The organism is Virgibacillus natechei (assembly GCF_026013645.1).
GTDB classification, from domain to species: domain Bacteria; phylum Bacillota; class Bacilli; order Bacillales; family Amphibacillaceae; genus Virgibacillus_L; species Virgibacillus_L natechei.
The window spans coordinates 2871334-2897850 of the sequence record NZ_CP110224.1; the positions used below are offsets into that span (position 1 = coordinate 2871334).

Annotated in this window: 27 protein-coding genes and 2 riboswitches; of the genes, 12 read left to right on the forward strand and 15 right to left on the reverse strand. The window is 40.3% G+C overall.

Going from position 1 to position 26517, the window contains the following annotated elements:
* Positions 1 to 7: 7 nt before the first annotated feature.
* Both OLD84_RS14735 and OLD84_RS14740 read right to left on the reverse strand, forming a co-directional pair.
* Positions 8 to 1924: a zinc ribbon domain-containing protein gene (locus tag OLD84_RS14735; RefSeq protein ID WP_209464210.1), complete on the reverse strand. Its 1917-nt coding sequence runs from the start codon at positions 1922 to 1924 to the stop codon at positions 8 to 10.
* Positions 1925 to 2000: 76 nt separating this feature from the next.
* Complete coding sequence (locus tag OLD84_RS14740; protein ID WP_245301654.1) at positions 2001 to 2201, reverse strand: superinfection immunity protein; 201 nt, start codon at positions 2199 to 2201, stop codon at positions 2001 to 2003.
* Positions 2202 to 2492: 291 nt separating this feature from the next.
* On the opposite strand from OLD84_RS14740, the gene OLD84_RS14745 reads away from it, so the two are divergent.
* The 5 genes from OLD84_RS14745 to OLD84_RS14765 all read left to right on the forward strand — a co-directional run bounded on the left by OLD84_RS14745 (position 2493) and on the right by OLD84_RS14765 (position 6921).
* Positions 2493 to 3935, forward strand: a complete 1443-nt coding sequence (locus tag OLD84_RS14745; RefSeq protein ID WP_209464208.1) for a TcaA NTF2-like domain-containing protein — start codon at positions 2493 to 2495, stop codon at positions 3933 to 3935.
* A 20-nt stretch (positions 3936 to 3955) separates the two neighbouring features.
* Entirely contained in the window at positions 3956 to 4762 is an 807-nt protein-coding gene (locus OLD84_RS14750) for a hypothetical protein (protein WP_209464207.1), read from the forward strand.
* 281 nt (positions 4763 to 5043) lie between these two features.
* On the forward strand, positions 5044 to 5466 hold the full coding sequence (locus tag OLD84_RS14755; protein WP_209464206.1) for a hypothetical protein: 423 nt from the start codon (positions 5044 to 5046) through the stop codon (positions 5464 to 5466).
* A 298-nt stretch (positions 5467 to 5764) separates the two neighbouring features.
* On the forward strand, positions 5765 to 6460 hold the full coding sequence (locus tag OLD84_RS14760) for a hypothetical protein (RefSeq protein WP_209464205.1): 696 nt from the start codon (positions 5765 to 5767) through the stop codon (positions 6458 to 6460).
* Between the two features lie 95 nt (positions 6461 to 6555).
* Positions 6556 to 6921, forward strand: a complete 366-nt coding sequence (locus OLD84_RS14765) for a thiol-disulfide oxidoreductase DCC family protein (RefSeq protein WP_209464204.1) — start codon at positions 6556 to 6558, stop codon at positions 6919 to 6921.
* A 207-nt stretch (positions 6922 to 7128) separates the two neighbouring features.
* Here the strand turns inward: OLD84_RS14765 and OLD84_RS14770 are convergent, their stop codons facing one another.
* The 7 genes from OLD84_RS14770 to OLD84_RS14800 all read right to left on the reverse strand — a co-directional run bounded on the left by OLD84_RS14770 (position 7129) and on the right by OLD84_RS14800 (position 15374).
* Complete coding sequence (locus OLD84_RS14770) at positions 7129 to 8643, reverse strand: sodium:solute symporter family protein (RefSeq protein WP_245301653.1); 1515 nt, start codon at positions 8641 to 8643, stop codon at positions 7129 to 7131.
* Between the two features lie 154 nt (positions 8644 to 8797).
* The gene (locus OLD84_RS14775) at positions 8798 to 10168 is read right to left on the reverse strand and encodes an LLM class flavin-dependent oxidoreductase (protein ID WP_209464202.1); all 1371 of its coding nucleotides are present in this window, start codon (positions 10166 to 10168) and stop codon (positions 8798 to 8800) included.
* Between the two features lie 45 nt (positions 10169 to 10213).
* Positions 10214 to 10882, reverse strand: coding sequence for a carboxymuconolactone decarboxylase family protein (locus OLD84_RS14780; protein WP_209464201.1), 669 nt, complete (start codon positions 10880 to 10882; stop codon positions 10214 to 10216).
* A gap of 197 nt (positions 10883 to 11079) precedes the next feature.
* Positions 11080 to 11191: riboswitch (SAM riboswitch) on the reverse strand.
* Positions 11192 to 11365: 174 nt separating this feature from the next.
* Positions 11366 to 12781: an APC family permease gene (locus OLD84_RS14785; RefSeq protein ID WP_209464200.1), complete on the reverse strand. Its 1416-nt coding sequence runs from the start codon at positions 12779 to 12781 to the stop codon at positions 11366 to 11368.
* A gap of 574 nt (positions 12782 to 13355) precedes the next feature.
* On the reverse strand, positions 13356 to 14249 hold the full coding sequence (locus OLD84_RS14790; protein WP_209464199.1) for a cation diffusion facilitator family transporter: 894 nt from the start codon (positions 14247 to 14249) through the stop codon (positions 13356 to 13358).
* Positions 14250 to 14260: 11 nt separating this feature from the next.
* Complete coding sequence (locus OLD84_RS14795; RefSeq protein WP_209464198.1) at positions 14261 to 14563, reverse strand: ArsR/SmtB family transcription factor; 303 nt, start codon at positions 14561 to 14563, stop codon at positions 14261 to 14263.
* Between the two features lie 202 nt (positions 14564 to 14765).
* Positions 14766 to 15374 carry a transglutaminase-like domain-containing protein gene (locus tag OLD84_RS14800; RefSeq protein ID WP_209464197.1) on the reverse strand — a complete coding sequence of 203 codons (609 nt, stop codon included), beginning with the start codon at positions 15372 to 15374 and terminating at the stop codon, positions 14766 to 14768.
* Between the two features lie 324 nt (positions 15375 to 15698).
* Between OLD84_RS14800 and coaW the strand changes: the two genes are divergently transcribed.
* Positions 15699 to 16502 (forward strand): type II pantothenate kinase, encoded by an 804-nt coding sequence (gene coaW / locus OLD84_RS14805; protein ID WP_209464196.1) that lies wholly within the window; start codon positions 15699 to 15701, stop codon positions 16500 to 16502.
* 406 nt (positions 16503 to 16908) lie between these two features.
* Here coaW and queE read toward each other — a convergent pair whose 3' ends face one another.
* Genes queE through queC form a run of 3 tightly spaced genes read right to left on the reverse strand, consistent with a single transcriptional unit; the run spans position 16909 to position 18724 of the window.
* Complete coding sequence (gene queE, locus OLD84_RS14815; protein WP_209464195.1) at positions 16909 to 17631, reverse strand: 7-carboxy-7-deazaguanine synthase QueE; 723 nt, start codon at positions 17629 to 17631, stop codon at positions 16909 to 16911.
* A complete protein-coding gene (queD, locus tag OLD84_RS14820) occupies positions 17631 to 18065 on the reverse strand; it encodes a 6-carboxytetrahydropterin synthase QueD (RefSeq protein ID WP_209464194.1) in 435 nt (144 codons plus the stop codon). Before queD ends, queE begins: the two co-directional genes overlap by 1 nt.
* Positions 18062 to 18724, reverse strand: a complete 663-nt coding sequence (gene queC / locus OLD84_RS14825; protein WP_209464193.1) for a 7-cyano-7-deazaguanine synthase QueC — start codon at positions 18722 to 18724, stop codon at positions 18062 to 18064. The genes queD and queC overlap by 4 nt, the downstream gene beginning before the upstream one ends.
* A 167-nt stretch (positions 18725 to 18891) precedes the next feature.
* A riboswitch (PreQ1 riboswitch) is annotated at positions 18892 to 18936 on the reverse strand.
* A 173-nt stretch (positions 18937 to 19109) separates the two neighbouring features.
* On the opposite strand from queC, the gene OLD84_RS14830 reads away from it, so the two are divergent.
* Positions 19110 to 19628 (forward strand): YbaK/EbsC family protein, encoded by a 519-nt coding sequence (locus tag OLD84_RS14830; protein ID WP_209464192.1) that lies wholly within the window; start codon positions 19110 to 19112, stop codon positions 19626 to 19628.
* A gap of 157 nt (positions 19629 to 19785) precedes the next feature.
* Here the strand turns inward: OLD84_RS14830 and OLD84_RS14835 are convergent, their stop codons facing one another.
* Entirely contained in the window at positions 19786 to 20172 is a 387-nt protein-coding gene (locus OLD84_RS14835) for a DUF3006 domain-containing protein (RefSeq protein ID WP_209464191.1), read from the reverse strand.
* 275 nt (positions 20173 to 20447) lie between these two features.
* Between OLD84_RS14835 and OLD84_RS14840 the strand changes: the two genes are divergently transcribed.
* The 5 genes from OLD84_RS14840 (at position 20448) to OLD84_RS14860 (ending at position 25467) form a co-directional block, all read left to right on the forward strand.
* Positions 20448 to 21752 carry an MBL fold metallo-hydrolase gene (locus OLD84_RS14840; protein WP_264917219.1) on the forward strand — a complete coding sequence of 435 codons (1305 nt, stop codon included), beginning with the start codon at positions 20448 to 20450 and terminating at the stop codon, positions 21750 to 21752.
* A 3-nt stretch (positions 21753 to 21755) separates the two neighbouring features.
* Positions 21756 to 22019, forward strand: coding sequence for a DUF3006 domain-containing protein (locus OLD84_RS14845; RefSeq protein ID WP_209464190.1), 264 nt, complete (start codon positions 21756 to 21758; stop codon positions 22017 to 22019).
* Positions 22020 to 22349: 330 nt separating this feature from the next.
* Entirely contained in the window at positions 22350 to 22781 is a 432-nt protein-coding gene (locus OLD84_RS14850) for a MarR family winged helix-turn-helix transcriptional regulator (protein WP_209464189.1), read from the forward strand.
* Positions 22778 to 23977: an MFS transporter gene (locus tag OLD84_RS14855; protein WP_209464188.1), complete on the forward strand. Its 1200-nt coding sequence runs from the start codon at positions 22778 to 22780 to the stop codon at positions 23975 to 23977. Before OLD84_RS14850 ends, OLD84_RS14855 begins: the two co-directional genes overlap by 4 nt.
* A gap of 224 nt (positions 23978 to 24201) precedes the next feature.
* Positions 24202 to 25467, forward strand: coding sequence for a GTPase family protein (locus OLD84_RS14860; protein WP_209464187.1), 1266 nt, complete (start codon positions 24202 to 24204; stop codon positions 25465 to 25467).
* A 207-nt stretch (positions 25468 to 25674) separates the two neighbouring features.
* Here the strand turns inward: OLD84_RS14860 and OLD84_RS19480 are convergent, their stop codons facing one another.
* Both OLD84_RS19480 and OLD84_RS14865 read right to left on the reverse strand, forming a co-directional pair.
* Entirely contained in the window at positions 25675 to 25752 is a 78-nt protein-coding gene (locus tag OLD84_RS19480; RefSeq protein WP_390337027.1) for a putative holin-like toxin, read from the reverse strand.
* Positions 25753 to 25946: 194 nt separating this feature from the next.
* A complete protein-coding gene (locus tag OLD84_RS14865) occupies positions 25947 to 26363 on the reverse strand; it encodes a helix-turn-helix domain-containing protein (RefSeq protein ID WP_209464186.1) in 417 nt (138 codons plus the stop codon).
* Positions 26364 to 26517: the final 154 nt, after the last annotated feature.

The following is a 26517-nucleotide window of genomic DNA, read 5'->3' on the forward strand; positions in this document are numbered from 1 at the left end:
AAAACGATCACTCAATCGTACTCAAAGACACACCATCGCCATCTTCTTCAACCGTATATGTCCAGGTGTAATCATTCACTTCCTCTTCCCCGCTGGCATAAATTTCCTTGATTGTTTCATCTGTGGTTACTAACCACCGCCCGTTCGTTTCTTCAATCGTTGTAACAGTAGCGTTCAACACCTCTTGTGTCATGCCAGCTTCATCAAGGCGTTCAACTAAATCAGTTTGCATCTCATCTAACTCACTTCCGTCTTTTATATATGGACGAACCTTGTCATAATCATTGGTATTAATTGCCTCAACCAATTGATAAACATAGTTTAGGGTTACTTCCTCAACGTTTGAGTCCGCATCTTCATCAGCTTCATGTAATATCGCCGCACTTGCGACTTCACTATCCTGTTCTTCTGCTTCCTCACCCTGAACGGTATAGAGATCTGAATGAACTTCTAAGTCAACAGGTGCTACCAGATCCATATTTCGAACTTGGCTTTTATCATATACGGCCCAATCATCTTCATATAAAAATTCATATCGATAAAAATCTGATTGCTCATTGGCGTCTTTATCGGTATTATCCGCGTATTGCGATACAAGAGTTTCCTCTCTGACAAGTACGCTTAAAACATAATTCCCATCGACAAATTCAAGCTCGGTATTCTCCGTATCCATTTGCATCCCGAGCATTTGCTTATCATGAAAAGCGTCGCTATCTATATGATGGTAGTTAAATTCCTCCTCATAACTCTCCAATAAATTACTGGATAAATAATCCACATGAGAAATATCGTTTTCCTGCCAGCCTACTAAATAACCATCAACATAATGCTGTAATGCTTCGTCTATCGTTCCCTGCAGCTCCTCATCAATCATAAAAGATACCGGAACAGTGCGATCGGTAATCTCATGATTCGGTGTTGTCATCGTGCCCCATGGAAAATCCATTTCAACTGCCAACGCCGTTGTTCCGTCTAATGTTACCGGGCCAAATTCCGCATCAGATGAAATAGTAAAGTCAACTTCCTCATCATTCACAATAAGTCGGCTTTCCAGATCTCCTAAAGAAGGTACATCGAATTGAACATAACTAGCATCCAGATTTAAATTAACACTTTCTCCAGCATGCATTAATGTAACCTGTTCTTCCTTTACCAAATCGATCAATTCTGTTTCGCTCACTGCTTTAAATGTATGAATGCCCGGTACTAATGGCCCCAGTTCATAGCTATAATCCTTAGAATCGGCCTCTGCAACTTCTTCCTCTCCGGAAAATAACACCGTCCCATTAACATTCGTACCAAGCGTCACATATACAGGCTCAACCAACAGTTCATATGTATCATAAAATAAAAAGCCATCTCCCTCTTGCAACATCACCATTTCATTGTTTTCTGAAGAAAAGAATTGCACTATCGCCTCCTCCTTTTTCAAGGGTCGCTCCTCCCCTTCATGTAACCATTCAGCTTGATCTTGCAAAGAATCAAGAATACGCCGTGCAACTTCAGGATCTTCTTCCAAATAAGCCAAAAATCCTTCTACATCTGATCCGTCTATTTCTTCATCCGATTCGTAAAATGATAACGTACTGGCAAGCTTTCCAGCATCCCCTTCGTGAATCGCATCTGTAAAATTATTAATCAATCGTTCCTGTGACGTGAAATGTGCTCCAATAAAATACAAGCAAATGAACAAAACTACTATCCATGAAGCTATTATCCGATTTCGCTTTTGTTTTCTGGACACTGGTTTTTTAGGTACAGATCGCTGGTCTTTATCGGATACACTAGCCTTTTTCTCTGGTTCAAAATTAGAGGAAGCGCTCTCCTTTTTCAACGAGTTAGCAGTTAAAGACGCCCCACAGTTCATACAAAATTTTAAATCATGATTTTCTACTTCCTGCCCACATTCTTTGCAAAATTTCATAGAATCCCCCCTATATGTACAACGCTTCTAATCAGAAAAACCTCTTAAGAACTCTTAAGAGGTTATAAAATTGAAACTATGCTTCTTCTTTTTTGACTGCCCATACTAGAGACACAACCCAACCTACCAATGACCAGCCTAAAAATAGATTCAAAACAAAAATTGAATTAAAGTTCGTCTGTTTGCGAACTTTAGCTACGATTGAAGGAGCGAAATAAACTCCAACTGCAATAAGTATTAGTATTAGTCCAATTAATAAAACGAGTAACTCTCCCAATGTTATCATTCTCCTATTCTTTTTTATTTTCGAACATAAAACAACGAACTTCGTGTATTCACCTACCTTTCTATTTTTGGATACAAAACTTCTCCTATGTAATTTTCGGCAAATCATGATGTTTGGTAGTTTTTGTTAACCAGTAAAATAGTACCAATCCAAAAGAATCATGTCAATATATACTGAAGATTTTTCAAAATACCCCTTCCAAAAATTACTTCTTTTGCTATAATATACAAGTGTAGGTAATTAGGCATGGTTGAATTTTCTTAAAAAGGGAGGGATAAGGGAATGAATTATTGTACAGCATGTGGAACGAAACTGACTGCAGATCAACATTTTTGTACCGAGTGTGGTGTAAAGCAATCACCAGCTGAAGATCATACAATTGCCGGCAAAACGACTCCTGAAAACGTACCAACACAACCTGTAGAGCAGCAGACTCGGAGTGACCGTCAACCAAGAAAACCAATGACCAAACGCACAAAAATCTTGATCGGTTTAGCCACCGGAATTATTCTATTACTTTTTGGAACCCATCAGTTTTTGTCATCCTATTTTGATCCGATGAAAGATCTACAGGCTATCGATAGTACTGTGTCTGGGAATGACATCGATGCATTCATAAATCACGTGAATGTTGTCGAATCTGCAATCCTGGATGAGGAAAGTTATTTTCACTATATACGAGATAATGAATGGGATGGAGCGAGAGAGCAATATGTACAGATTTTGGATGATCAGGAGGAGAATCCTTCGCCACTGGATCAAACAATTCACAGCAGAGATGGCGAAAAACTTTTTACCGTTAAGACGGAGCCACTGGTTTTCGGACTTTATAGCACGTATTCATTAGAGGCAATCCCGACAAAACTGACTGTATCATCATCCATGAAAGATACAGAGATCACCGTTTCGGATAAGTCAGAAACGATCCAAGCAGAAGAACCAGAAGAATTTGCTAACATCTACCCTGGTACATACACAATTTCAGGTGCTGCGCAGAATGATTTTGGATCGTTCACCTACGAAAATACGATGATCATCCATGCAGCTGCAGAGCACAATCAAGCCATAGAATTCGCGACCAATACATTTGGTTTTAACACAAACATGCCAGAAGCCACTCTTTTTGTTAATGGAAATGATACCGAATTATCTTTAAACGAACTTGATCAATTAGGACCTTTTCCAGAAGATAGCGACATCGAAATGTATGCGGAGTGGGAAAATTCAGCTGGTACAATGATCCAATCCGAAACCGTAACACCTGAAGACAGCAGTATGTTTGGTGGAATTTCATTTTATTTCGATGAAGCTGATTTGCAAGAAGAAACGGAGCTAGCTTCAGCGGAAATAGAAAATGATGATGCAGGAGAAATGGTCCTGGATTTTCGAGATGCCTATGAAGATGCAGTAAATAATAAAGACTTCAATTCCATTGAACCATTCCTGAAAAGCGGCAGTGAAGTGGATGACGAATTGCGTACATACATCGGCGACCTACAAGATACAGACTATCACTATGACTTTACATCAAATGAAATTTTAGATGTTGAGGATGTCGATGAATCTACCGTTGAAGTAACAACGAACGAATTATTTACATTTACCAACCACCTCGATGATGTAACGGATTATGACCGTGAAAAAGTTTACACGGTCATCATGGAAGATGAAACATACAAAATCACGGAAATTACGTACGAGGAGACAAATCGAGATAGACAATAGGGACAAAGGGGAGTTTTATCATGCTAGTATGTTCGAGTTGTAGCGAGAATCAAGAGTCAGGGAAATTCTGTGGCAATTGTGGGGGAAGTTTACAACCTGCCCAAGGTGACAATCAGCAACAGGGAGAAATAAATGCTGGTACAGAACAATTTGCTGCCACCGCTGCTAAATCTCAGCCTGCACCACAAGTGGAGCCGCAAGCACAACAAACAACGGAAACGATAAAGAATGGACTTCGTGACTATTGGGCTTATGCTCTAGGGTTAATAAAAAACCCAACTGATTCCTTCCGTTCAGGGGAGGATCACTTTATAAATGGGCTCGTTACGATGGCCTTATATGCATTGGCTTTCTCACTAAGTATTTACTTTTTTATTTCGAATTCATTTATGGGGCCACTCGATCCATCGTTCTTTGAATTCAATTTCAAATTTACTTTAGCAATTGTTGCTTTCTTGGCAATCACTTTCGGAATTACATTTGCCATAACGAGGCTAGCCAAGAGCCAAGAATTATTTAAAACAGTCATTTCTCAGTACGGAGGATTACTTGTACCGTTTACTGCATTAAATATTGTCGCAGTAATTGGCGGTTTGGCCGGGTCTCCATTTTTAGTATTTGCGCCATTGGCTGTTTCATCTATTTTCACATTTCTATTTATACCAGTTTTGTATGTTTTCGAAAAATCATCACAAGTTAACAATCAAGGACAAAAAATCTATTTTAGCCTGATTACCTTACTTTTTATTGGTTTAGGTTTCTATATCCTCGGCGAGGTAATCATATCAAGTATATTATCAGATCTTACAAATAGATTTCCGTTTTAAAAATGTAGCATTCCACAAGTTCGGAGCAGCACAGAAAAACCACCGTCCACTTCCCAAGGTGTGCGGTGGTTTTCTTTATAAAAAGCATAATCTCAAATGTTATACCCAACGAGTTGTAATCACTTTTTTACGTGTGTAAAACTAGAGTCCATCTTTTCCATTCGCATGCAAATACACGAAAAGAATCCTCATGCTACCAGAATTCAGTTGATCTTTTCTATTAAAATGGTAAGTAAAATTTATTTAGTAATAGGTAACAAGCACATCGCAGGTACATACTTATGAAAGGGTGTATTATCATCGCTGAAAATGAATTGAAACTAAATTTAAATTTAGAAGATATCAAACTGGTAAATCTATCGACTGAACGGAAAAAAGATGGTGGCAAGATAGATAGAACGAATCACATTGAAATACTTGAATTTAACAAAGAACGGAACCAAATAGTTGTAGAATATACAGAAAATGTAACTGGAGCGTTAGAATTAAACTTGGCGATAGAAGCCATTTTTTCAGTCGAGGCTGAAAAGGATTTAACTGCAACACAATTGGAAGAGATTGTTAAAAAAGGGGATATCGATCATTTGGCTTACCCCCTATTAACAGAATCTACGCAAATCACTTCGTTTATAACAGGGAAAGTTCTAGGTATACCGACCATTTTCCCTCCTGTATTGGAAGATGAGACGGTTGAGGATAAATAGTCGCCATCGTAATTAAATTTAAGCTGTTAGACCTTATATAAGGTCTAACAGTTTTTTTCATATAGGAAGCATGGGGACGATTCGCTTGCTCCCTTCGCCAACCAACCAAATAAATGAATAGGACAAATTGCCCAATACATACGTATATATCAGGAGACTGCCGATGTGGTAAGGCGGGTAGCCAGGATCGCTGCTGGGATTTTGGGTATGCTTATCGGATTTGCTGTAGGGGAAGTTATTACTATTACTAGAGGAAGCAAAAGCCCCATTCCATGCTTCCTCCTGAGGGAGCGTTTCGATGAAAAATTTCTTCAAAAGCAACAAGCTATGGATGGTTATAAGCGCGCTTTTTTTAGTATCAATTGCTTTCACTGGAGTTTTTGCATCGGCGAGCACAAAGATAAATGAGGAAAAAGTGAGCTATAATGATCTGGTTGCTATGATTAGCGAACTGGAAACAAACATAAGCGAACTTGAGGAGGAGGAAGCTGAGGAGCAAGATAAACTCGCAGAAAAACAATCAGAAGTTAAAGCCATGCAATCCGAGGTTGAGGAAGCAACTGCGATGATCGGTGAAAAGGAGAAAATACAAGGGGAAATTGATAGCCTGCAGGGAGATTTTGATGAGAAACAGACGGAGCTTGAGGAAAATTTAGATGAGAAGGAAACAGAATTAGACGAAATAACTGTGAACATTGAAAAGAAGCAATCGGAACTGGAGCAGCTAGAGACAGGTATTGCCAAGAAGAAAGAGGATCCAATTGAGCTCATTTCAGGGACTTTTATTGTTGGTTCTGATGTACCGCCCGGGCGTTATCAAGCGACGAATGTAGGTCAAGGCTCTAATTTTGTCGTATATAGTTCTAGTGGATCACTCAAGGTCAATACGATACTTGGTGATGACTGGGGCAGTGGTGATCACGTGTTTTTTGCTGAAGAGGGGGATCAAATTGAAACAGCAGCACCAGTTCAACTGATCCCAGTAGAGGAATAATCCGAAATTGTTATTAGGGGACTGCTTTAGCAATTATATGCTATACTATACCATTAGAAGAAGACTCTATCTCGATCTAAAAAGGAGACCTTCCCATGGATAAACATATCGTGTTTTACGATGCAGAATGTCCCCTATGTCGAGCTGTAAAAGCTGTATTGCAAAAGCTTGACTGGCTGGGTAAAATCAACTGGGCACCTTTGCAAGAAGTCAACGAGGAGACAAGGGAAAGAATCAATCGTTACAAAAATATGTACGATGAAATTTATATGTACACTAGAGATAAGAAAGTTCTGACAGGCTATTATACCATACGAAAAATTCTATTCCTTCTGCCCGTCACAATCCCTCTGGCCGTATTGATGCATCTGCCGTTCGCTAAAAATATTGGCGACCCCGCTTATCGCTTTATTTCGAAGCGACGGTATCGGTGGTTTGGACGCGTGCCGTATTCGCGATGAGTTTGGAGTAATGTCGCTTTACCGGGGTGAATTTTATCAAACGAAAACTATTCGTCCCTATACAAAATTAAATGCACAGTAAACGAATAGTTTCTAGTTAACTTGCGATTTTTACCATTAAGCGGATGTTCAAAGTCACCACACGCAATGGAGAATTTATTTGTTAAACTGCTTTTAATTAGGTACCTTTTGGAAGCAACCTCCTCCTTATCTAGCGTGTCGCTTCAAATAATAGGTTTTCTTTTGTTTTTCTAAATACGGAGCCAGGACGCTGATGAATATCATGGCGGTATAGCCCAACAGCGAACTGTAAAACATTGCTTCAAACACCTGTTCATTAATCCCTGTTCCTACTAGAAAAATAAAACAAGTTGGCCCCAACACTACGGATGCCAATGCACCTGTACGATGCGCTTTTTTCCAAAAATAGCTTAGCGTAATGGGCGCCGCGATCCCACTTAGGATTGCTGAGGTGCCAATTTGAGCTAACAACGCCAGCGAATCTGGTCTATCAATAGACATGTATAACGAGACTCCACCAATAACGATCAGTGAAATCCGTGACACACGTACGGATTTTTGATCCAAATTTTTTATAGAAGTATCTTTATTTTTGTAAAGAATCGGAACCACGAGCACTTTATAAAGATCGTTACCAATGCTTGTTGTCATGCCAAGATACAGACTATCTGTCGTGGATAAGATAGCTGAAACAATTCCTACAAGCAGCAATATTACTAGAATGGTAGGAAAAACCTCCATTATATAAGCTGGTACCGCACTGTCGGGAGTTGACAGATTTGGGACCGTAATACGTGCAGCCATACCGGCAAATACAGAAAACGTTGATAGTACAAATAAAGTTATTCCAGAAGACAACGTAAACTTACGTAAATCCTCTTTTTTCTCTACAGTTAGCACTTTATTCATCAGATGGGGAAGGAGAGCAAAACTGAATAACAGCCATTGAATGGATAAAATAGCAAATACACTGTGAAACGGGCCGTCCTGTGAAGTAGAAGCCAGCATACTTCCGTCGATTGCACCCATCTGCGTTTGCAAGTTGCCTAAAACATTCCATCCCCCTCCAATGGACCATAACATTGAAATAAACAATAGAACGGAAATAACTGACATGACCATCCCTTGTATGCCATCCGTGATCAACTGTGCAAAAGCACCTCCCATACTCACGTATACAATAGTTATGGTTACTCCTATAATTATTCCCCACGTGTATGGAATCCCAATAATTGTTTCAAACATGGTCGCTAAACCAACATTTTGAGCAACAATGTAGTAAATGTTGAATAAAATCAACACAGCAACAATTACCTGTAATGCCTTACTTTGATATCGAATCCCCAGCCATTGTGGTAACGTGAGGCTACCTTCCTTTTTTTGCCCCTGCTCCCAGAACGTTTTGGCAAAAAGAAGCAAGCCTATCCATGAGACACCAAAGCATCCCAGTGAATACCAAAGAACCGGTGCACCATATGTATATGCCCACCCAGGCACACCTATAAACAGATTTGCACTTGCATAGCTTGCCCCGAAACTGATTCCAACAATCCAGGGGCTCACCTTTCCTTTCGCGATAGCAAATCCTTTCATCGATTTGCTATGAACGGAACCTCGCTTTCCTAGCCAAGTCGTTAACAGAAAATATCCAAACAACGCTCCTAAAACTAGCCATGCTAATGTATTATTATCATCCAGCATCAACTTTTCCCGCCTTTTTGTTTTTGTTTTGGGTAGATTTTATTCCATATTACCAATCCCACAAGCCAAAATATGACGATGGCAATCCAATAAACTGTAAACATAATATCCTCCATTTCTTACTGATTGGTAGACTCTAACTTTACCAATTATTTCATTGAACAACGCCAACCCTTTTCGCAGGATGATTATCCGGCAGATGGACATTTCCTTTTCCAAACATATTTTCTCTTAAGGTCTTTCCTTCATATTCCTGTCGGTAGATACCCCGCTTCTGCAATTCAGGCACTACATGGTCAACAAACTCACGATAGGTACCTGGTGAATAGGCTTGGGCAATCGTAAACCCATCCACATCCCCTTCTTTCGACCACTCCTCCATACGATCCGCAATTTGTTCCGGCGTTCCGACAAATTTTACGGTACCATTTCCTAGCCCATGATTTTTGACGGCTTCTCGTAGGGTCCATTTTTTATTCGGGTCTTTTGTATATAGATCCAAATTTCCCTGAACCGCCTCTGTGTCCATATCCTCAATGAATTGATCTGGATCATATTTGGAAAAATCAATCCCCGTATGACCCGATAGAAGTGATGCTGTACCTTCAAAGCTGACATGATTGGTCAAATCTTCATATTTCATATAAGCGTCTTCTTCCGTGGATCCAATAATCGGCAGAATCAACTGGGAAACGAGTACATCCTCAGGTTTCCTTCCCTGTTCCTGCGTTCGTTTTCGTATGTCTGCAACATATGCTTTCAACGCTTCTAGTGAATGATTTTTTGTGAAAACTGCTTCGGCATGTTTGGCCGCGAAATCTCTTCCTTTTGGCGAAGCTCCTGCCTGGAATAATACCGGCGTACGCTGTGGTGACGGCTCTACCAGATGCGGGCCTGGCACATTGAAAAACTCGCCTTCATGGTCGATCAAATGTACTTTATCCGGATCTGCAAAGGTATCCTTTTCTTTATCAGAAACAACGGCATCGTTTTCCCAGCTATGCTCCCATAATTTATAGACAACATTCAGAAATTCATCCGCACGGTCGTAGCGGAGCTCCTTAGGAAGACGGCTCGTAAGCCCCAGATTGACTGCTTCGCTTTCCAGATAGGATGTCACTACATTCCATGCGACCCTCCCCCCAGTTAAATGGTCAAGCGTCGACAACTGACGTGCCAGTGCGTAAGGCTGTGCATATGTAGCGGAAATCGTAGGCGCAAAGCCCAGATTTTCCGTGACGGCTGCCATTGCGGAAATAGGAATTAATGGATCATGTGCTGGAAGCTGGACGGCATGCCGGGCAGCCGCATCATGACTTCCTCCGTATACGCTATAGGTCCCGAGTACATCCGCTATAAAGAGCGCATCAAATTTACCACGTTCTAAGATCTTGGCTGTTTCTGTCCAGTAAGCTAAACGGTTGTGATTTGCACCTTGATCCTTTTCATGCTTCCACAATCCCATGGAATGCGGGGAAGGTGAATTTTGAATAAATCCATTCAAATGAATTTGTTTTGTCATCATGCAAAACTCCTTTTTACTCGTTTTTGTTTCAGGCTAGTAGAAACGTTATTTCTCATCGTAAGCATTTAGTGCGTTGACGCTATGTGCAAAGGCAGATCCGGCTTTTAACGCAACTGCCACAAAAATGGCTTCAGAGATTTCTTCCAGACTCGCGCCTGTTTTCTTCGCGTTTTTCGTATGCAGGTCGATGCAATAGGCACAACCTGTCGCATGAGCGGACGCTACTGCTATCAGTTCGTTTTCCTTTTCCGTCAACTTCCCGGCTTTGATTGCCTTTTGGTCAAAATTCGCAAACGCCTTGAATGTTTCCCCGTTCAATTCGCCAAATTCCTTCAGGCGGTTAAAGTAGGAAGCTTTATATAATTCATCATCGCCTTGTCCATCAAACGCATTCAATGCATTAACGCCATGAGCAGCTGCTGAACCTGCTTTCAATGCCGTTGCAACGAAAATAGCTTCGCTCACTTCTTCTTTATCAGCTTCATTTTTCTTCGCATTCCCAACATGCAGATCGATGCAATACGGGCATCCGGTAATGTGCGCGACTGCTATTGCAATCAATTCCTTCAATTTGACGGATAATTCCCCGTCCGCCAATGCCTTGTCATTAAAGGCGAAAAAGGTCTCAAACGCCTCCGGTGCATACTCCTTCAATTCCGTAACCCGACCAAAATAAGATTTCTTATATAAGCTTTCTGTGTTTGTTATACCCAATGTTTTCTCCTCCTGAAATTTAATAGTTTTTTTAAATGGTAGATCCGTACTGTTCTTGAGCACACCTCCTACAATTAATATGAATTTTCTTATGCGTTTACTTGGTTTAAGGGATAGATGTACGAAGAATTCATCTTGTACTTATTTTAAAGCCAAAAAACCTCTCCCGATGAGGAAGAGGTTAAATTTCTACACAATTCTCATCTTTCAAGCGAATGCTTGCTGGAATTAGCACCTAGTTACTTATGTTGAACATAACGGTTGCTGCGGGATCACAGGACCAGTTCCTCCCCCGACTCTTGATAAGGAAATATCATATTTAATTTTTAAGATTTCTATACATCATATCGGACACTGAAAAAACTGTCAAGAAAGAATTATGTGTTTTTTACGATTAATGGGCATAATAAGAAAAATAATTCAAACGACCTAATTGTCAAATTATATACGAATTTAGGCACTCTTTTGCTACGAAAACTGCTGTTATTTGTGTTTCACTACACGATCAATCTCACTCCTCATATTCTGATCAGCATTTTCTTTGCCATACTTAGAAATAGAGAAGTTATAGAGGATGATACCTAAGATGACCCATGCAATTATAATAACCCACTCATAAGGCCAAAGAAGTGCTGACGGCATTCCAGGCATATAAAGTAACGTTACGCCACCCGCCATGAATACGGCAAGCCAGCCAATGACCGTACCACCTCGGACTCGGAAGGGACGTTTCATGTCTGGATCTTTTTTACGTAAAATAATAAAGGATATTGCGACCATTAACCATGCTACTACCAGTCCAATTCCACCCGCATCAACCAACCATACAAGCGCTGGGCGTCCGAATAAAGGAGCAATCGTAGTCAAAGCAGCGATCAATAGAATTGCTTTATATGGTGTATTATATTTCGGATGCAACTCTCCCAACGATTTAGGAAGCATACCCGCTCTAGCAAGTGCATAAATCGCACGGCTACCCCCAACATAGAAACCAATCCAGCTTGTCAATATCCCGCCAATACCACCTAATACAAGAATGTTTCCCATCAACTGACTGTTGCCAAAAGCGGTTACCATTGCATCGGCTGTCACGAGTTCAGAATTATGAAGTGCAGCAGGTTCCATCACACGTGAAACACCAAATATGACTGCTATATACCATAAAACGGCAAGCACAACGGAGACAATTAATAGCTGTCCAATTCTTTTCCTGGGTAAATTAATTTCCTCTGCAGCTTGCGGAATGACATCGAATCCCACAAACATAAACGGTGTCATAATCACGACTGTTAACATTCCTGCCATTCCATTTACAAATAATGGCTCCATCGTTTGCATACTTCCAGCAGCTGTACTACCTGTGATCAATAGTAAACCAGCTATAATAATTAATAGAGTGAAAATAAACGTAATGGCTGTGGACAGCTTAATTCCACGATAATTAATCCAAGCAATAAGAATAGAGCCTAGTATACCGACACCCGCCCAAGTGACCGTAACATCCCACCCTGCTACTGTGTATAAATAACCCTGACTATAATTCGGGATCAAATATTCAAAAACAGTTGGCAGTGCTACCGCTTCAAAAGCTATAACCGATACATAGCCTAGTACAATCGCCCATGTTGCGATGAACGAGGCAACCCTGCCCATGGCTTTATACGTATAGACATGTTCTCCCCCTGCAAGTGGAAGTGCAGAAGCTAACTCCGCATATGTGAGGCCTACCAATATAACGAGAATCCCACCAATCACAAAAGCTAGGATAGCCCCTAATGAACCAGCCTCTGTTATCCATAGTCCGGTTGTTACAACCCAGCCCCAACCAATCATTGCACCAAATGCAAGCGCTAGTGTATCCTTTCTTCCCAATATTTTCTTTAATTTTTGATCGCTCATTTATTTACCTCCCATTCAGATTAATGAATTTCGATTAATAAAAAGCCTGATCAACTTTACACCACCTCATTTTTATTATTTTCAGTTTCACCCTATAGAAAAGTGTATTAAGAATGAAGCATGAAAATGTTTTATTTATCAGATAAGTATGAAAATAATCCCCCACTCTTTAAGTGCAGCCTTTGACTTACTCCTCACTGTTTCCGCAAAGCCAAGTTTTCTAATCCGAGCCCTTCAAAGACATTTTCAAAGACATTTTCAAAGGCAAAAAAACAGATTTATAGACTGAAGTATCGTACTTCCATCTATAAATCTGGTGAGTTTAATCTGTAATTCTGTTTTTTGATTTGGCCTGGGAAATCTTTTTGCGGACCTGCAAATGATCCAATTTATAGCCGTTATTACCCGGGAAATAATTATCAAATCATGTCAGTTCTTGGATTTTTCATTAGAAGAATTGCATTCGCCAAGTCTTTAAGCATGAAGCGGCACCATGTTAGTTTCCAATCTACTTAGAAAACAAACGAAATGTACAGAAGATCTTTTCAGACCTTCTGTGACAGCTTTTATGCAATCAATGGCACCTCGTTTTACATTCCCAATCGGTCCCCTCTATTTGAATCGTGGCGTGAGAAAGGTTGAATTTTTCCTGCAAAAGATTCGTCGACTTCCGTAATAGTTCATCTCGATTTGTTTCTGTATCAACGACAAGGTGTCCACTGAATGCGGGGAAGTCTGACGTGATGGACCAAACGTGAAGATCATGAACCGCTAGGACATTTGGAAGTGTCAGCAATTGTTCTTCAATACGTGCTAAAGAAATGCTCGCTGGTTTGCCTTCCATCAGTACATGGATGGCATTTTTCGAGATGCGAAACCCTGTAAAAAGGATGATCAGGGATACGATCATACTTATAATTGGGTCGGCGTACATCCAGTCAAAGAAGATCATAAGAAGTCCAGATATAAGAACGCCAATCGTACTGAGAATATCTCCCAGAACGTGGAGAAATGCCCCTTGTATGTTTAAGTTTCCTTTCACATCGCCCCCGTGCAGGAAAACCCCGGCGATTATCAGATTGATGACGATTGCAATGCTTGCTGTGATAAGAACCCCACCCCCTGCTACTTCCGGAGGTGAAATGAAACGTTCCATAGCGTGCCAGATGACAAAAGCAGAAATCCCAATAAGAATAACGCCATTCGCAAGAGCTGCAAGAATCTCAATTCGCTTGTATCCGAACGTCTTACTTTTACTTGCCGCACGTTCTCCAAATTTAAACGCTAAAAGTGCGAGACCAATCGCAAAGAAATCACTTAACATATGCGTGGCATCAGCGAGCAATGCTAAGCTATTCGTTAAGATGCCGCCAATCACTTCTATGCTCATTAGTATGGCAATGAGTACGAGAGCGATTAACAGTACTTTTTTGTTACCCGTGTGATGATGGTGATGGTCGTGTGACATGTAAAACCCTCCTATTCATGTCTCGCATGGTTAATCATTTGCTCTAACACCTCAAGAACGTGCTCATCCTCTGGGGAATAATATATCGAGGTCCCTTCTCTTCTAGACTTTACAAGTCGCAAGTTTTTTAAAAAACGCAACTGATGCGACACCGTCGACTGACCGAGCGACAACTGCTCAACAATCGTATTCACCGAACACTCGCCCTCAGAAAGTAAATGCAAAATACGAATTCGCGTCGGATCAGACAACGCTTTAAATGTCTGTGATACAAGGAAAACCGTCTCTTCATCTAGTTTCAAAATATCCTCCACCTTACATGATTAGTTGATCATATATTAACACAATATAAATCATAACGAAAGCAATAAAGGATAGTAAAACATGAACCGGTTCAGTTTCAAGGGAGAAAAGTGCTAATAACAGTATAAATAGTAAGCAAAAAAGCACAGATTATTTCTGTGCTTTTTTAAAGGTAAAATTATTTCTTCTATAATTGCGCCCTTAACAGAACAACTATAAATATTCTGGCAAATGATGCTTATACATTTCGACCGCATCTGTATGCTCTTTTAAAACGGCAAGTGTTTTTGGGTGTGGTTTTGCGTAAATGATCGGGTAATCTTTTTCATCTTTATCTTCATCAGTCCTAAAAGCTAACAATTCTTCATCAGTTGAAAATTGAGCATCAATTCCTTTTTTATTTCCACGAGCATCTACTCGAATCCATTTATTAAGCGTTTTTAGAAAAATGGCATTTAGAGCATGGATACAATAACCCTTTTCGGGTGTATCAAAGAGCATTAAGCGTTGATAACAAAAGCCCGTTGGAATATTTTGCGAACGTAACAAAGCAGCAAGTAAATGGGACTTTGCATAACAAATACCTTCATTATAAGCCAAGGTATCTGAAGCTTCACAAGTAACCCTGGTGCCTTGAATATCCCACGAATGAAGGATTTCATCTCTGACAAATTCGAACGCAATCTTAGCTTTCTCTACTTCTGTTTGAGAACGATCAAAAAGTTCAGCAATTTTCTTCTGAACGATTGGTTGGGAATAGTTAACCTCATTGGAGTCAAGTAAATAGTCATTCATTTCCTCAGACTCACAAACCATATTCATAGCTTAACACCCTCCGATTATGTATATTTATTTATATTTCTGTTTAATTATACATATATATGCGACTTTTTCAAGGCGTTTACAATTTCTACTAAACAATTAGTTTGTTGCATACTGATTCTTTATTTTTTTTAAATTGACGAGTTTTTTATGTTTTCTCCCCATAACTGAACCCGATAGTAAAGCATAATAGTTTTTTAAACGGACAATTAGAAAATTGATTCAACTAGGAAAAGTACACTTTATAATTGTTAAAAAAGGCTGTTTACAGTATCATTTTCATATAATATCAACCAATTATCCCAAACGGATGGAGATGAATATATGGTAAAACGAATTGGAATTGATGCAGGTGGTTCACTTATAAAAGTCGCCTATGAAGAGCGCGGACAGATGCATGTTAAAACCTATTCCAATGAGGAAATGGATCGGCTCCTCAATTGGTTACAGGTCATCTCTCCAGACGCCGTTCTCTATTTAACCGGCGGAAAAAGTGGTTATTTGCGAAGTGTTGTAAAGCAATCCAATCACCAAGTTGACGAATTTGAAGCAACAGCAGAAGGGACGCGCTTTTTATTAAAACAGGAAAAGAATATTTTTGATGATGATTTCATTTTGGTCAGTATCGGTACAGGAACATCTATTTTTTCCGTCACCAAACAGGCACATGAGCGATTGCTTGGAAGCGGAATTGGCGGTGGAACACTGATGGGACTTGGTCATCTCATTACAGGGAAAAGTGATTTTCCTGAGCTAGTTAACCTCGCTAAAGAAGGAAGTTATGCCAACAGTGATTTACTGGTCAAGGACATCTACGCACCAAATAAGCCGCCGATTTCAGGCGATCTAACTGCAGCAAATTTTGGCAAAGCGCATCTAAATAAGGAAGCTACAGAAGCCGATCACATGGAAAGCCTGGTCAAATTAATCGGTGAAACGCTCATTTTGCTTTCCACCCAGGCAGCCGCAACGCAACAAGTAGAAAAAATTGTATTTATCGGAAGTACGTTAAACGGTAACGAGCCACTGAATAATGTGTTAAACGGGTTTCAGGATATGTTGCCATATGAACCGATTTTTCTGGAGAAAGGTGCTTACGCAGGGGCGATTGGGGCATTGATGGTGTAACAAAATAGATGGAAGCAATACCTTTGATAATCAAGAGTAGAAGGATTAAAAGAAACAAATGAGCGATTAACAGAACGTATTTTATCTAAACAAGATCGTGTCATTCTTGACTTTGACTCATCTGTAAACACAGTTTTTGGCAATCAAGGAGGGGCGGAAGTAGGATATAACCCTGTGCATCCTGGAAAGAAAAAGTATGCATCCCCCAAATCAGTAATTTAACAAATCCTGCATAGAGTCCTTCTGAGCATAAGCATGCATTCATTTCAAATGGCAAAGATGTTCTGCGATCTCAGGCATCACATAAAAAGCCATCACCTACACAAATGTAAGTGATGGCTTTTTAAGATTGCCTTCTGATTACTAGTTTTCCAGTACGATGAGCGCACACTGAGTGCTTCATACATCATACCCCCCGCTTATTCCCCCATAAATACGTATGTAGCTGCGGGAGAACTCGCACATCTTTCAATACGCTGCTTTCCATTACTTGATCAATTAATCTTTCATATTTATCTAGTAAATGACCCACTAAATTTTCATTATTGTCTGTCTCTATTTCATCATTTCCAACCTGAAGATAGAGTGTAACAGCTGGGTACCGAAGATGCAGGTTCGTTGCATAATGCAAATCATCTTGGTCAAAAATAACAACCTTTAAGCTGAAATCCCCTTGTTGTTCCTGTTGCAAGGATTCGATAATGAAATCAAGTGTGTCAAAATTTGTTTTCATTCCTGAACTTGGTGGTTTTGGTGAAAGGGTCAGGTCATCAATTTTCGTAAACCAGTCCTGCCATCTGCTACCTTGCGTTTCCAAGGCAACTTTTATCTGATGATCATGCAGTAAATCCACCAATTCATCAATTTGTCTCAGTAAGCCGGGATTACCACCTGATAACGTTACATGTCCAAAGTGGTCGCCACCTTTTTCTAGTAAGGCATCCCGTATTTCTTCCGGTTCCATCATTTGAATTGCATCTTTTTCAGATCCATCCCATGTAAACTTCGAATCACACCACGAGCAGGAATAATCACAACCAGCCGTTCGGACAAACATGGTCTTTCTTCCAATCACCATTCCTTCTCCCTGAATGGTGGGGCCAAATATTTCCAGTACAGGTAGCTTCATTATTTTCCTACCTCCTTCGGCCGATAAATACAATAACTAGTCGGGGTTTCCCTTAGATAGACCTGCAAGCAAACCGGCTGATTCGTTAGTGTGTCTAAATATTCCTGAATGATTTCATAAATCGTACGGGCAACAACTTCAGTCGTCGGAAAAAGTTCAGCATGATCATCGGAAAATGCGGGATCCTGATTCAATGTTTCATGGTCAAATCGTTTGTGAATGAGATTCTTAATAGCTTTAAAATTTACTAGAAATCCAGTATCATCCAACTTGTCTCCAACAATAGTGATGTTGGTAAAATAGGTATGCCCATGCGTCACCTTGCACTTCCCGGCATCTTCATGCGGAATGTAGTGAGCTGCGGCAAAGTGAAAATCCTTGTTTAACTCATAGGCATAGGAATGCGGGGATACGGGATAAATTTGTTGCATCATTCTGCTGTCACCCCGGCTTTCTTTTTTTCATAGTTTTCTAGACCGCGGCTGCGTAAGTTACAAGACGGACAATCCCCGCATCCGCTATCTATCACCCCGTTATAGCAAGTCAGCGTACGACTTTTCACAAATTCAAATGCATCTAATTGATCACTAAGCTCCCATACTTGGGATTTATCCAACCACATCAAAGGGGTGTGAATCACAAATTTATCATCCATCGACAAGTTTAAGGTCACATTCATTGACTTAATAAAGTCATCACGGCAATCTGGATAGCCACTAAAGTCTGCCTCGCTGACGCCTGTGATCACATGCTTGGCATCGATTTGTTTGGCCAATACACCTGCAAATGATAGAAATAATAAATTTCTGCCAGGGACAAACGTCGACGGCAACCCGTCTCCCTCCGTGATTTCCATGTCATCCCTCGTCAATGCATTTGGTGCTAATTGATTGAGCAAAGACATATCTAGTTCATGCTGTTTCACACCTAATGTTTCGCAGATTTCCCGTGCACAATCCAACTCAGCAATATGCCGCTGTCCATATTGAAAAGTAACAGCCTCAACATGATCAAATTTTTCCAGTGCCCAAAATAAACAGGTGGTACTATCCTGTCCGCCACTGAACACCACAACAGCCTTTTTATTATCCATTGTATTTCCCCTCTCTTTACTCGAAAAAGAAGAGGTCGCTATATTTCCATCTTATAAAACTTGGTAATCGCCAAGCCTTTAATGGCGATTGTGTTAGCACTTATGGAGTAGGAAGTTTTTATACACTCCTACTGCAAAAAAAAACAACACAAAGAAAGACGTGTTGTTGTCTCCTAGTTTTTTATAGAGGGATGGTTACGAACCTCTCCTGCAAACCTGCAGTTTACTTTTTGATTTGTAGCTCTATCTTAACATAATTAACATGAATTCGTTTGATTTACTTCGCTAAAGACTATAGACTTTTTATAAGCAAAATTTCATTCAATGGGGGTTTACTTCCTGTTAAACTGCGATAACAATTAACTAGTGAAAGGGATGATTAGAAATGTCATTCGAAAGTGTAAGACAACATTTTAAACAGTGGAATCGAGATGGAGATGTCATGGAGTTTCGTTCCATGAGTGCTACCGTCGATCAGGCAGCTGATACAATTGGTGTCATTCCTGCACAAATTGCAAAAACGCTATCATTCAGAGGAGAAGAAGACAAGGCCATCTTAGTTGTCACAGCTGGGGATGCCAAAGTTGATAATAAAAAATTCCGCCATGTCTTTCACCATAAAGCGCGTATGCTTTCTCCCAACGAAGTTCTGGAACAAACAGGACATGCCATCGGTGGCGTTTGTCCATTCGGATTAGCAAATGACCTAGATGTCTATCTGGATATCTCGATGAAACGCTTTGAAACATTATATCCTGCCTGTGGGAGTACGAACTCTGCAATTAAACTAACCTGTGATGAATTGTTTCATTATTCATTTGCTAAAGAATGGGTCGATGTTTGTAAGGGATGGGAGGAAGAACAACTCAAGGAAACCGCGGCAATTGATCACGATGAACGTTGAAGTTATGTAGGAAATCAATACAAGGTGGTATCTAAAGTGAGGGCTTCGTTTGAGTATAGACGTTTCGGGAACATGCGGAAGAACCTCTGTTTTATAGTCTGTCACTGTTCGCCCTATTCGACAAAAACCGGGAAGTGACAGGCACCTGTTCCACCCACTAATTCTCCCGCAATTTTTCCATCAATGCCTTTATACGCTCATCTTGTTCCTTAGTCAACTTCCAGTCAATGGAAATAATCTTAAAATTTCCATCCTCTATTTTCATAAGGAACCATGTATTAACCTTACTGCCAATTGGCAAATCCTGCCTTGGTACAATCAGTTCCTCATTCAAATCCTCAATAAGTATAACCGCTTTATTCCCCTCAAACCTATCAATCATCCCCCTTGTTTTCATCGGTTGGTCCGTGATCTCGTGCAAGTTTTCCACAGCGCTACCTGCGACACCTCTTTGGACGTTACTTGTTTCACCGGTTCCAGCGTACATGGTAACTATTGCTAGTAGAAACGATACAGCTATCATAATCGCAATAACATATTTCATGAGCAATCTCCTCAAGTATTTTTCCCAGTATCTCAGTAATTTGTAAAAAAAGCACATTGGTAAAATAGCGAAATGAGTAGACTAGATCAATTGAAATTTTAATTTCCAACCGGGGAAAATTGTAAAATACGGCCCCTTATCCAGCCAAAAATTCTTTTTTACATCTTTTGATATTCATTTGACTACAATCACGTCAATTCAATTCCATCTAGCTATTTTCATTCAATTTTGATAACCTAAAAAGAGATAATAGCTATTTATTGGGGGCCGTTTGAGTGAATAAGCGTTTTTTACTGTTAATGATCATTTTAGTTATGTTTTTAGTAGCTTGTGGTCAAGGAACAGACCAAGATACACAAGGTAAGGCTAATGAAGCAAATACAGTTGATAGCCATTCGGAATCAGAATCATCAGATCGAGATAAAGTAATCCAGGAAGAAAGTGAATCAGAGGAGAGCGGATCTTCAGACGAAGAAACAGAAACAGCTTCCGAGACGAACGCAGAAGAAAGGTACACTGAATCTTTAACGGATTTAACCGTTCATTACATTGATGCGGGTCAGGCGGATGCGACCCTTTTTCAGTATACGGATCAAGAAGAGACGTACAACATCCTATATGATACGGGAGACTGGAACGCCAATGATGTGGTCAACTACTTAGGCTCACAGGATATTTCATCTATCGACTTGATTATTGGTACCCATCCACATGCTGATCATATCGGCCAATTGGCGGAAATTGTACATACATACGATACGGGTGAGGTGTGGATGTCTGGAAATGAAAGTACCTCGCAAACATTTCAAACTGCAATTGAGGCCGTCCTTTCAAGCGATGCGGACTACCATGAGCCAAGGACCGGGGAGGAATTCGAAATTGGCCCCATGAAAATAGAGGTGCTCCACCCTAGTAGCATTTCTGGTAATTTAAACGAAGAATCCGTCTCTTTACGCTTCACATACGGGGATGTGCGCTTTTTATTTACTGGAGATGCTGGTAAAAGTGATGAGTTGGAAATGATGAATAGTGAGATGGATGTACAAGCAGATATTTTACGGCTTGGACACCATGGTTCGGACACCTCGAGTGATCCTGCATTTATTGATGCAGTAGACCCATCCACCGCGATTTACAGTGCAGGAGCTACTAATAGCTATGGACATCCCAGTGCCAGTGTTGTTTCCCTCATTCAAGATGCGGGAATTGATTTATATGGGACTGATGTGAATGGAACCATTATTGTTACCACAGATGGCAATGATTATCATATCGAAACAAACGAAGACGGCACGATTAGTCCGGAGAGTACTGGATCATCAAACAGCTCTGATTCAGACCAAAGTGAAACGAACGAAGCGAATACAGAAAGTGAATCAACAACTGATTCCTGCATGGATATTAATGATGCTTCTATCGATGAAGTTCAGGAAATCACCCACATCGGACCAGCTAGAGCACAAGATTTGATTGACCTGAGGCCTTTCGATTCTGTAGATGACCTCGATTCGATTAATGGGTTAGGTCCTGCACGAATTTCCGATATAAAAGATGAGGGAATAGCATGTATAGGAGGTTAGAAAATGAAAGGTATACTTGACCGATTTGAAGATAATCAAAAAGCAGTCATCCTCCTCGAAGAAATAAACGAAGAATGGATTGCTTCTATAGAAAACTTACCAGACGGAAGTGAAGAAGGAACAGCTTTTCATATTGAAAAAGTGGATGGGGAGTTTCAAATAATTGCTATTGATCATGAATCGACCCGCGATAAAGCGCAGCAGTCATCCGATTTGATGGAAAAGCTGCGAGCGAAAAGTAAAGGAAGTAAGTTTAGGAAGAAATAGACTGACTTAGATAAATCTACAATAGACTTAATAGTTGATATCACTGCATTAGCTTATTAACAAAGAATCTACTCTTTATTCACAAGAGTAGATTCTTTGTTATTCTGAAAATACTTCCTCCCCGTTTTTCAGGGCAACTGGACGAGCCTTACTACTTATATCCTTACAAAAAACAAAAACTGTATGCGAATTGCGTTTTTCCCCTTTAATCAGACCAAGCCCCATTCGACAAAAACCGGGAAGTGACAGGCACCTCTTTACAAACTGATTCAAGAGCTGTAAGATAGATGCATGTTATTTACCTAGCTAAGTATTAGGATGTGTATAAAAATGAGTGAGATAAACAATCGGGATTTAATCCACACCTTAAATCAGCGATTCCGTTTTATAGGAAAAGAATTGAATAGCCGTCTTCGTGACCATGGGTTATATGCTTCCCAGTGGTCAATTATTTTTTGTATTGATCAATTTGGTCCGATGACGCAAACCGAAATATGGAAATATTTAAATATAGAAGCTCCAACGGTAACACGTACCCTTTCCCGCATGGAAGAAAGCGGGTGGATTGTGAGAATTCAAGGAAAGGACAAAAGAGAGCGCCTCATAGAATTGACAGAAGAAGCGAGTCGCAACATAAAACCTATTCAACAATCGGTGGATGAATTTGACCAGGAAATCTTGGCCGGTTTATCCGCAGAAGAAAAGATACAGCTACACCAGTTATTACAAAAGATTAAACGATCAGGAGATCATGCACAGTGAATAATCAAGAAAAAATTTGGACCAAAAGCTTTATCAGTATATCAATAACTCAATTTTTAATTTTCGTCGCCTTTTATACGTTATTAACAACCCTGCCTATCTTCGTCATAAATGACCTTGGCGGTACCGAGGCTAAAGGTGGATTACTCATAACGGCGATGTTACTATCTGCAATCCTTGTTCGACCTTTTTCCGCTACTATATTAGATCGAATAGGTAAGAAAAATGGGCTTATCATTAGTGTTTCTATTTTTGCAGCAACCATGTTTCTCTATATATGGATGGATGCCTTTATACCGCTGTTGGTATTACGATTCTTTCATGGGTTATCATTTGGTTTCGTCACTACAGCAACCGGGGCTATTGCGGCAGATATCATACCATCAAAAAGGCGCGGAGCTGGACTTGGCTACTTTGCAATGGCAATGAACGTAGCCGTTGTTATCGGGCCTTTCATTGGTTTAATGATGTTACAATATGTAACATTCCAAACGCTGTTCATCTTTTTAAGTATCCTAATGCTTGTTGCGGTGGTCAGTACGTTAAGTATCCATGTACCACCTATAGATACCCAGGTCGTTACACCGAGAGGCTTACAACAACTGAAGTTACGTAATTTAGTAGAGATGAAGGCATTACCTATTGCATTGATTAGTAGTTTAATATCTTTAGCTTATGCAAGTATCATGTCATTTATCCCCGTATACGCCGATTCACTTGGGCTTGCATCCACAGCCAGTTATTTCTTTTTCGTGTTTGCCGTGGTTATGTTGCTATCAAGACCTTCTTTAGGGAAAGCATTCGATACACGTGGTCCAAAATTTGTCATATTACCATGTTTATTTATATTTTCAATTGGGCTCGTAGTATTGAGCTTTACCAGTACGTCCTGGATGTTACTTGTCGCAGCTGGCTTAATTGGATTAGGATACGGTTCCTTATTACCTAGCTTTCAAACGATGGCCATTCAGGCTGCCCCACCGTCTAGAAGTGCTCATGCAACCTCAACATTCTTCATATTCTATGATTCAGGGATTGCTGCTGGTTCATTTGTATGGGGACTTGTCGTAGCAGGTTACGGATTCCCGCAACTTTACATGCTATGTGCTGCAGTCGTATTGGTCGTGATGCTTCTATTTAACCTTTATCATGCAAAAAGGGTTAAATCAAAGCCAGCCAGCAATCAGGGGAGCTAAGTGAAAAAAAACGGCCTCACGATTAAGGTAATAGAAAATGAAGGACGAACGTACGCAAAGATATGCTCATACGTTCCTGTACAAATAACCTCCCCTTCGATGCCCATGAATAGCTAGAACTAACGTCCACTACCCAATTCTGTTATAGTGTACATGACACAACGTTTCCATTAGAATAAAAATTAATCATCGTAGACCACTACCTGCAAATGGAGGGAAATGAAATGAGCGATCATAAACAAGATACTTACGGACAGATGCAAGATCTACTGAAATATATCGATGAAGGGCTACAGAAGGCGAAAATCCCTGAAAAAGTGAAGGGAAAAATAGCGGAGGAGCTTGAAGAATTAAAATCCTTCATTGTAGACGCACGGCCAGCGCGCATTGCAATTGTAGGGAGAAGAGGTGCTGGAAAGTCAAGTTTAATTAACGCCATATTCGGTGAAGTCCGAGCAGAAGTTGGGGACGTGAAAGCGCGAACGGGTGCTGGAAAGTGGCATGCTTATGCCTCTGATTCCGGAACACTCGAAATTATGGATACACGCGGTTTAGGAGAAGCCGATCAACCAGAAGAGGCAATCACACAACATTCTGCGGTAGAAGAAGTCGAGGCATCCATTAAGGAGAAATGTCCAGACGCCATTCTTTTCCTTAGCAAAGCAAAAGAAGTAAGTTCGCGCATAGACGAAGATATGATGCAGCTGCAACAATTGAAACAGTCGGTAAAAGCCTATCATGACTACGATATACCCGTCATTGGAGTCGTTACACAAGTGGACGAGCTCAGCCCCAAATCTGTAGATAAACCCCCTTTTGATCACGAAATTAAACAAAAAAACATCGAAGAGGCCGAATCTGTTCTAGATGCAAAATTGAATGAAATGGCCGCAACACCTGTAAAAATCATCTCGGTATCGGCCTACTTCGAAATCGAGGATAACGTGATCACCTATGACAGCAGATGGAATATTGATATACTGATCGATTACCTGGTCGAGCAATTGCCCAATGATGCACAAATGATTCTCGCCAAGTTAGCGAAGGTGAAATCCGTCCAAAAAAAGTTAGCGCGCAGGATTGGGAAAAATGTTTCCGGAATAACCGGACTGATCGGTGCTAACCCAATTCCGCTAGCAGATCTTCCTGTCATTACTGGAATGCAAATGGCGATGATCAGTTCCATCGCATTGGTCGGCGGGAAAAGGGCAAAGAAAAAAGACTTAAAAGAGTTTCTCGGCGCCTTAGGACTCAACCTCGCTGCTGGATTTGCTTTTCGGCAGGTAGCTCGTCAACTCGTCCGAATATTCCCAGGTGCAGGCAGCGTCATATCGGGTTTCATTGCATCGTCAGGAACATATGCATTATCAGAAGCATCAATTGCCTACTTTATCGATGAAAAATCAGTCGGTAGCGTGAAAAAAATTTACCATGATAAATATGAGGAAAAGCGAAAAACGAAGGAATTAGAGAAGGGAACGGACCAATAATCAACAGTTGGGGGTATCTTCATAACGAAAATGCCACCGCCTTTTTCTTAGGTACTAAAAGCTACTTACTTGCATACTATAAAAAAGAGGCCGCTCACGCTTGTGCTGCTACACGAGCGGACAACAACAGGAGCCCTTCCTCAGGGCGGAACACCTACAGTTCTTTTCAGAGAATAACGACCCTAGTTGCTTGCAGGCATAGGGTCGTTATTTTTTTGATTTGACAATACCGACCATTAATGTCCCAAACGATATCATTAGAATCAGGGTTTCAAATACGGTCATCCGGTCTCCCCCCTTCTAAACGCTTTAGTCAGGAGATGAACCGTCACCCATGAAAGGCTTTTCCAGTTTCAGTTCTTGATTGATTTACCTGATACATAATGTCTTTGATTTGTTCGTATAGCTATTATTATACTTTAGGATATGGGCTTACCAGCTTGTCCTATTCCAGTTATTTCAAAAAAGTTAAATTATTTTTATTCCTCTTCCAAATAAATGCATTGATGCAAAGGCGGGCTACCGAGCACCAGCCAAATTTTAATGAACAGTTCCAATCGTGGCTGCGACACATTATTAAATATTTTGCTTACATTTGGGGGTTTCATATTCAGTTGATCCGCAACATCTTTGATATAGATATTCTTCTGTTTGGCTATTTCTTTGAATCGATTCTTGATTACAGGTTGATTATGGTTTTCCACAAGAGGATGAACTGCATCAAAATGCTTGATCTGTTCGATTTTATCCACAATACTTCCAACAATAAAGTCTTCTATTTCATAATCGTCCCTTCTGTTCTTATCCCGATGACGATTAATTAAATTTTCCAATTCTGTGATTTCGTTGATTTGCTCATATGTTTCCTCATTCAACTGGATTATCACTTCTTTCATGTATAAATCACCTCACTTTTGGTAAATGTATTATGGAAAGGATGATACAATTGATAAAACATAATGATAAAGAAGATGTAATTGACGTGATCCACGAAACATTTGATAAAGGCAAAAACGATAAGTAATAATTCTAAAAAGAGCGAGACTGCGT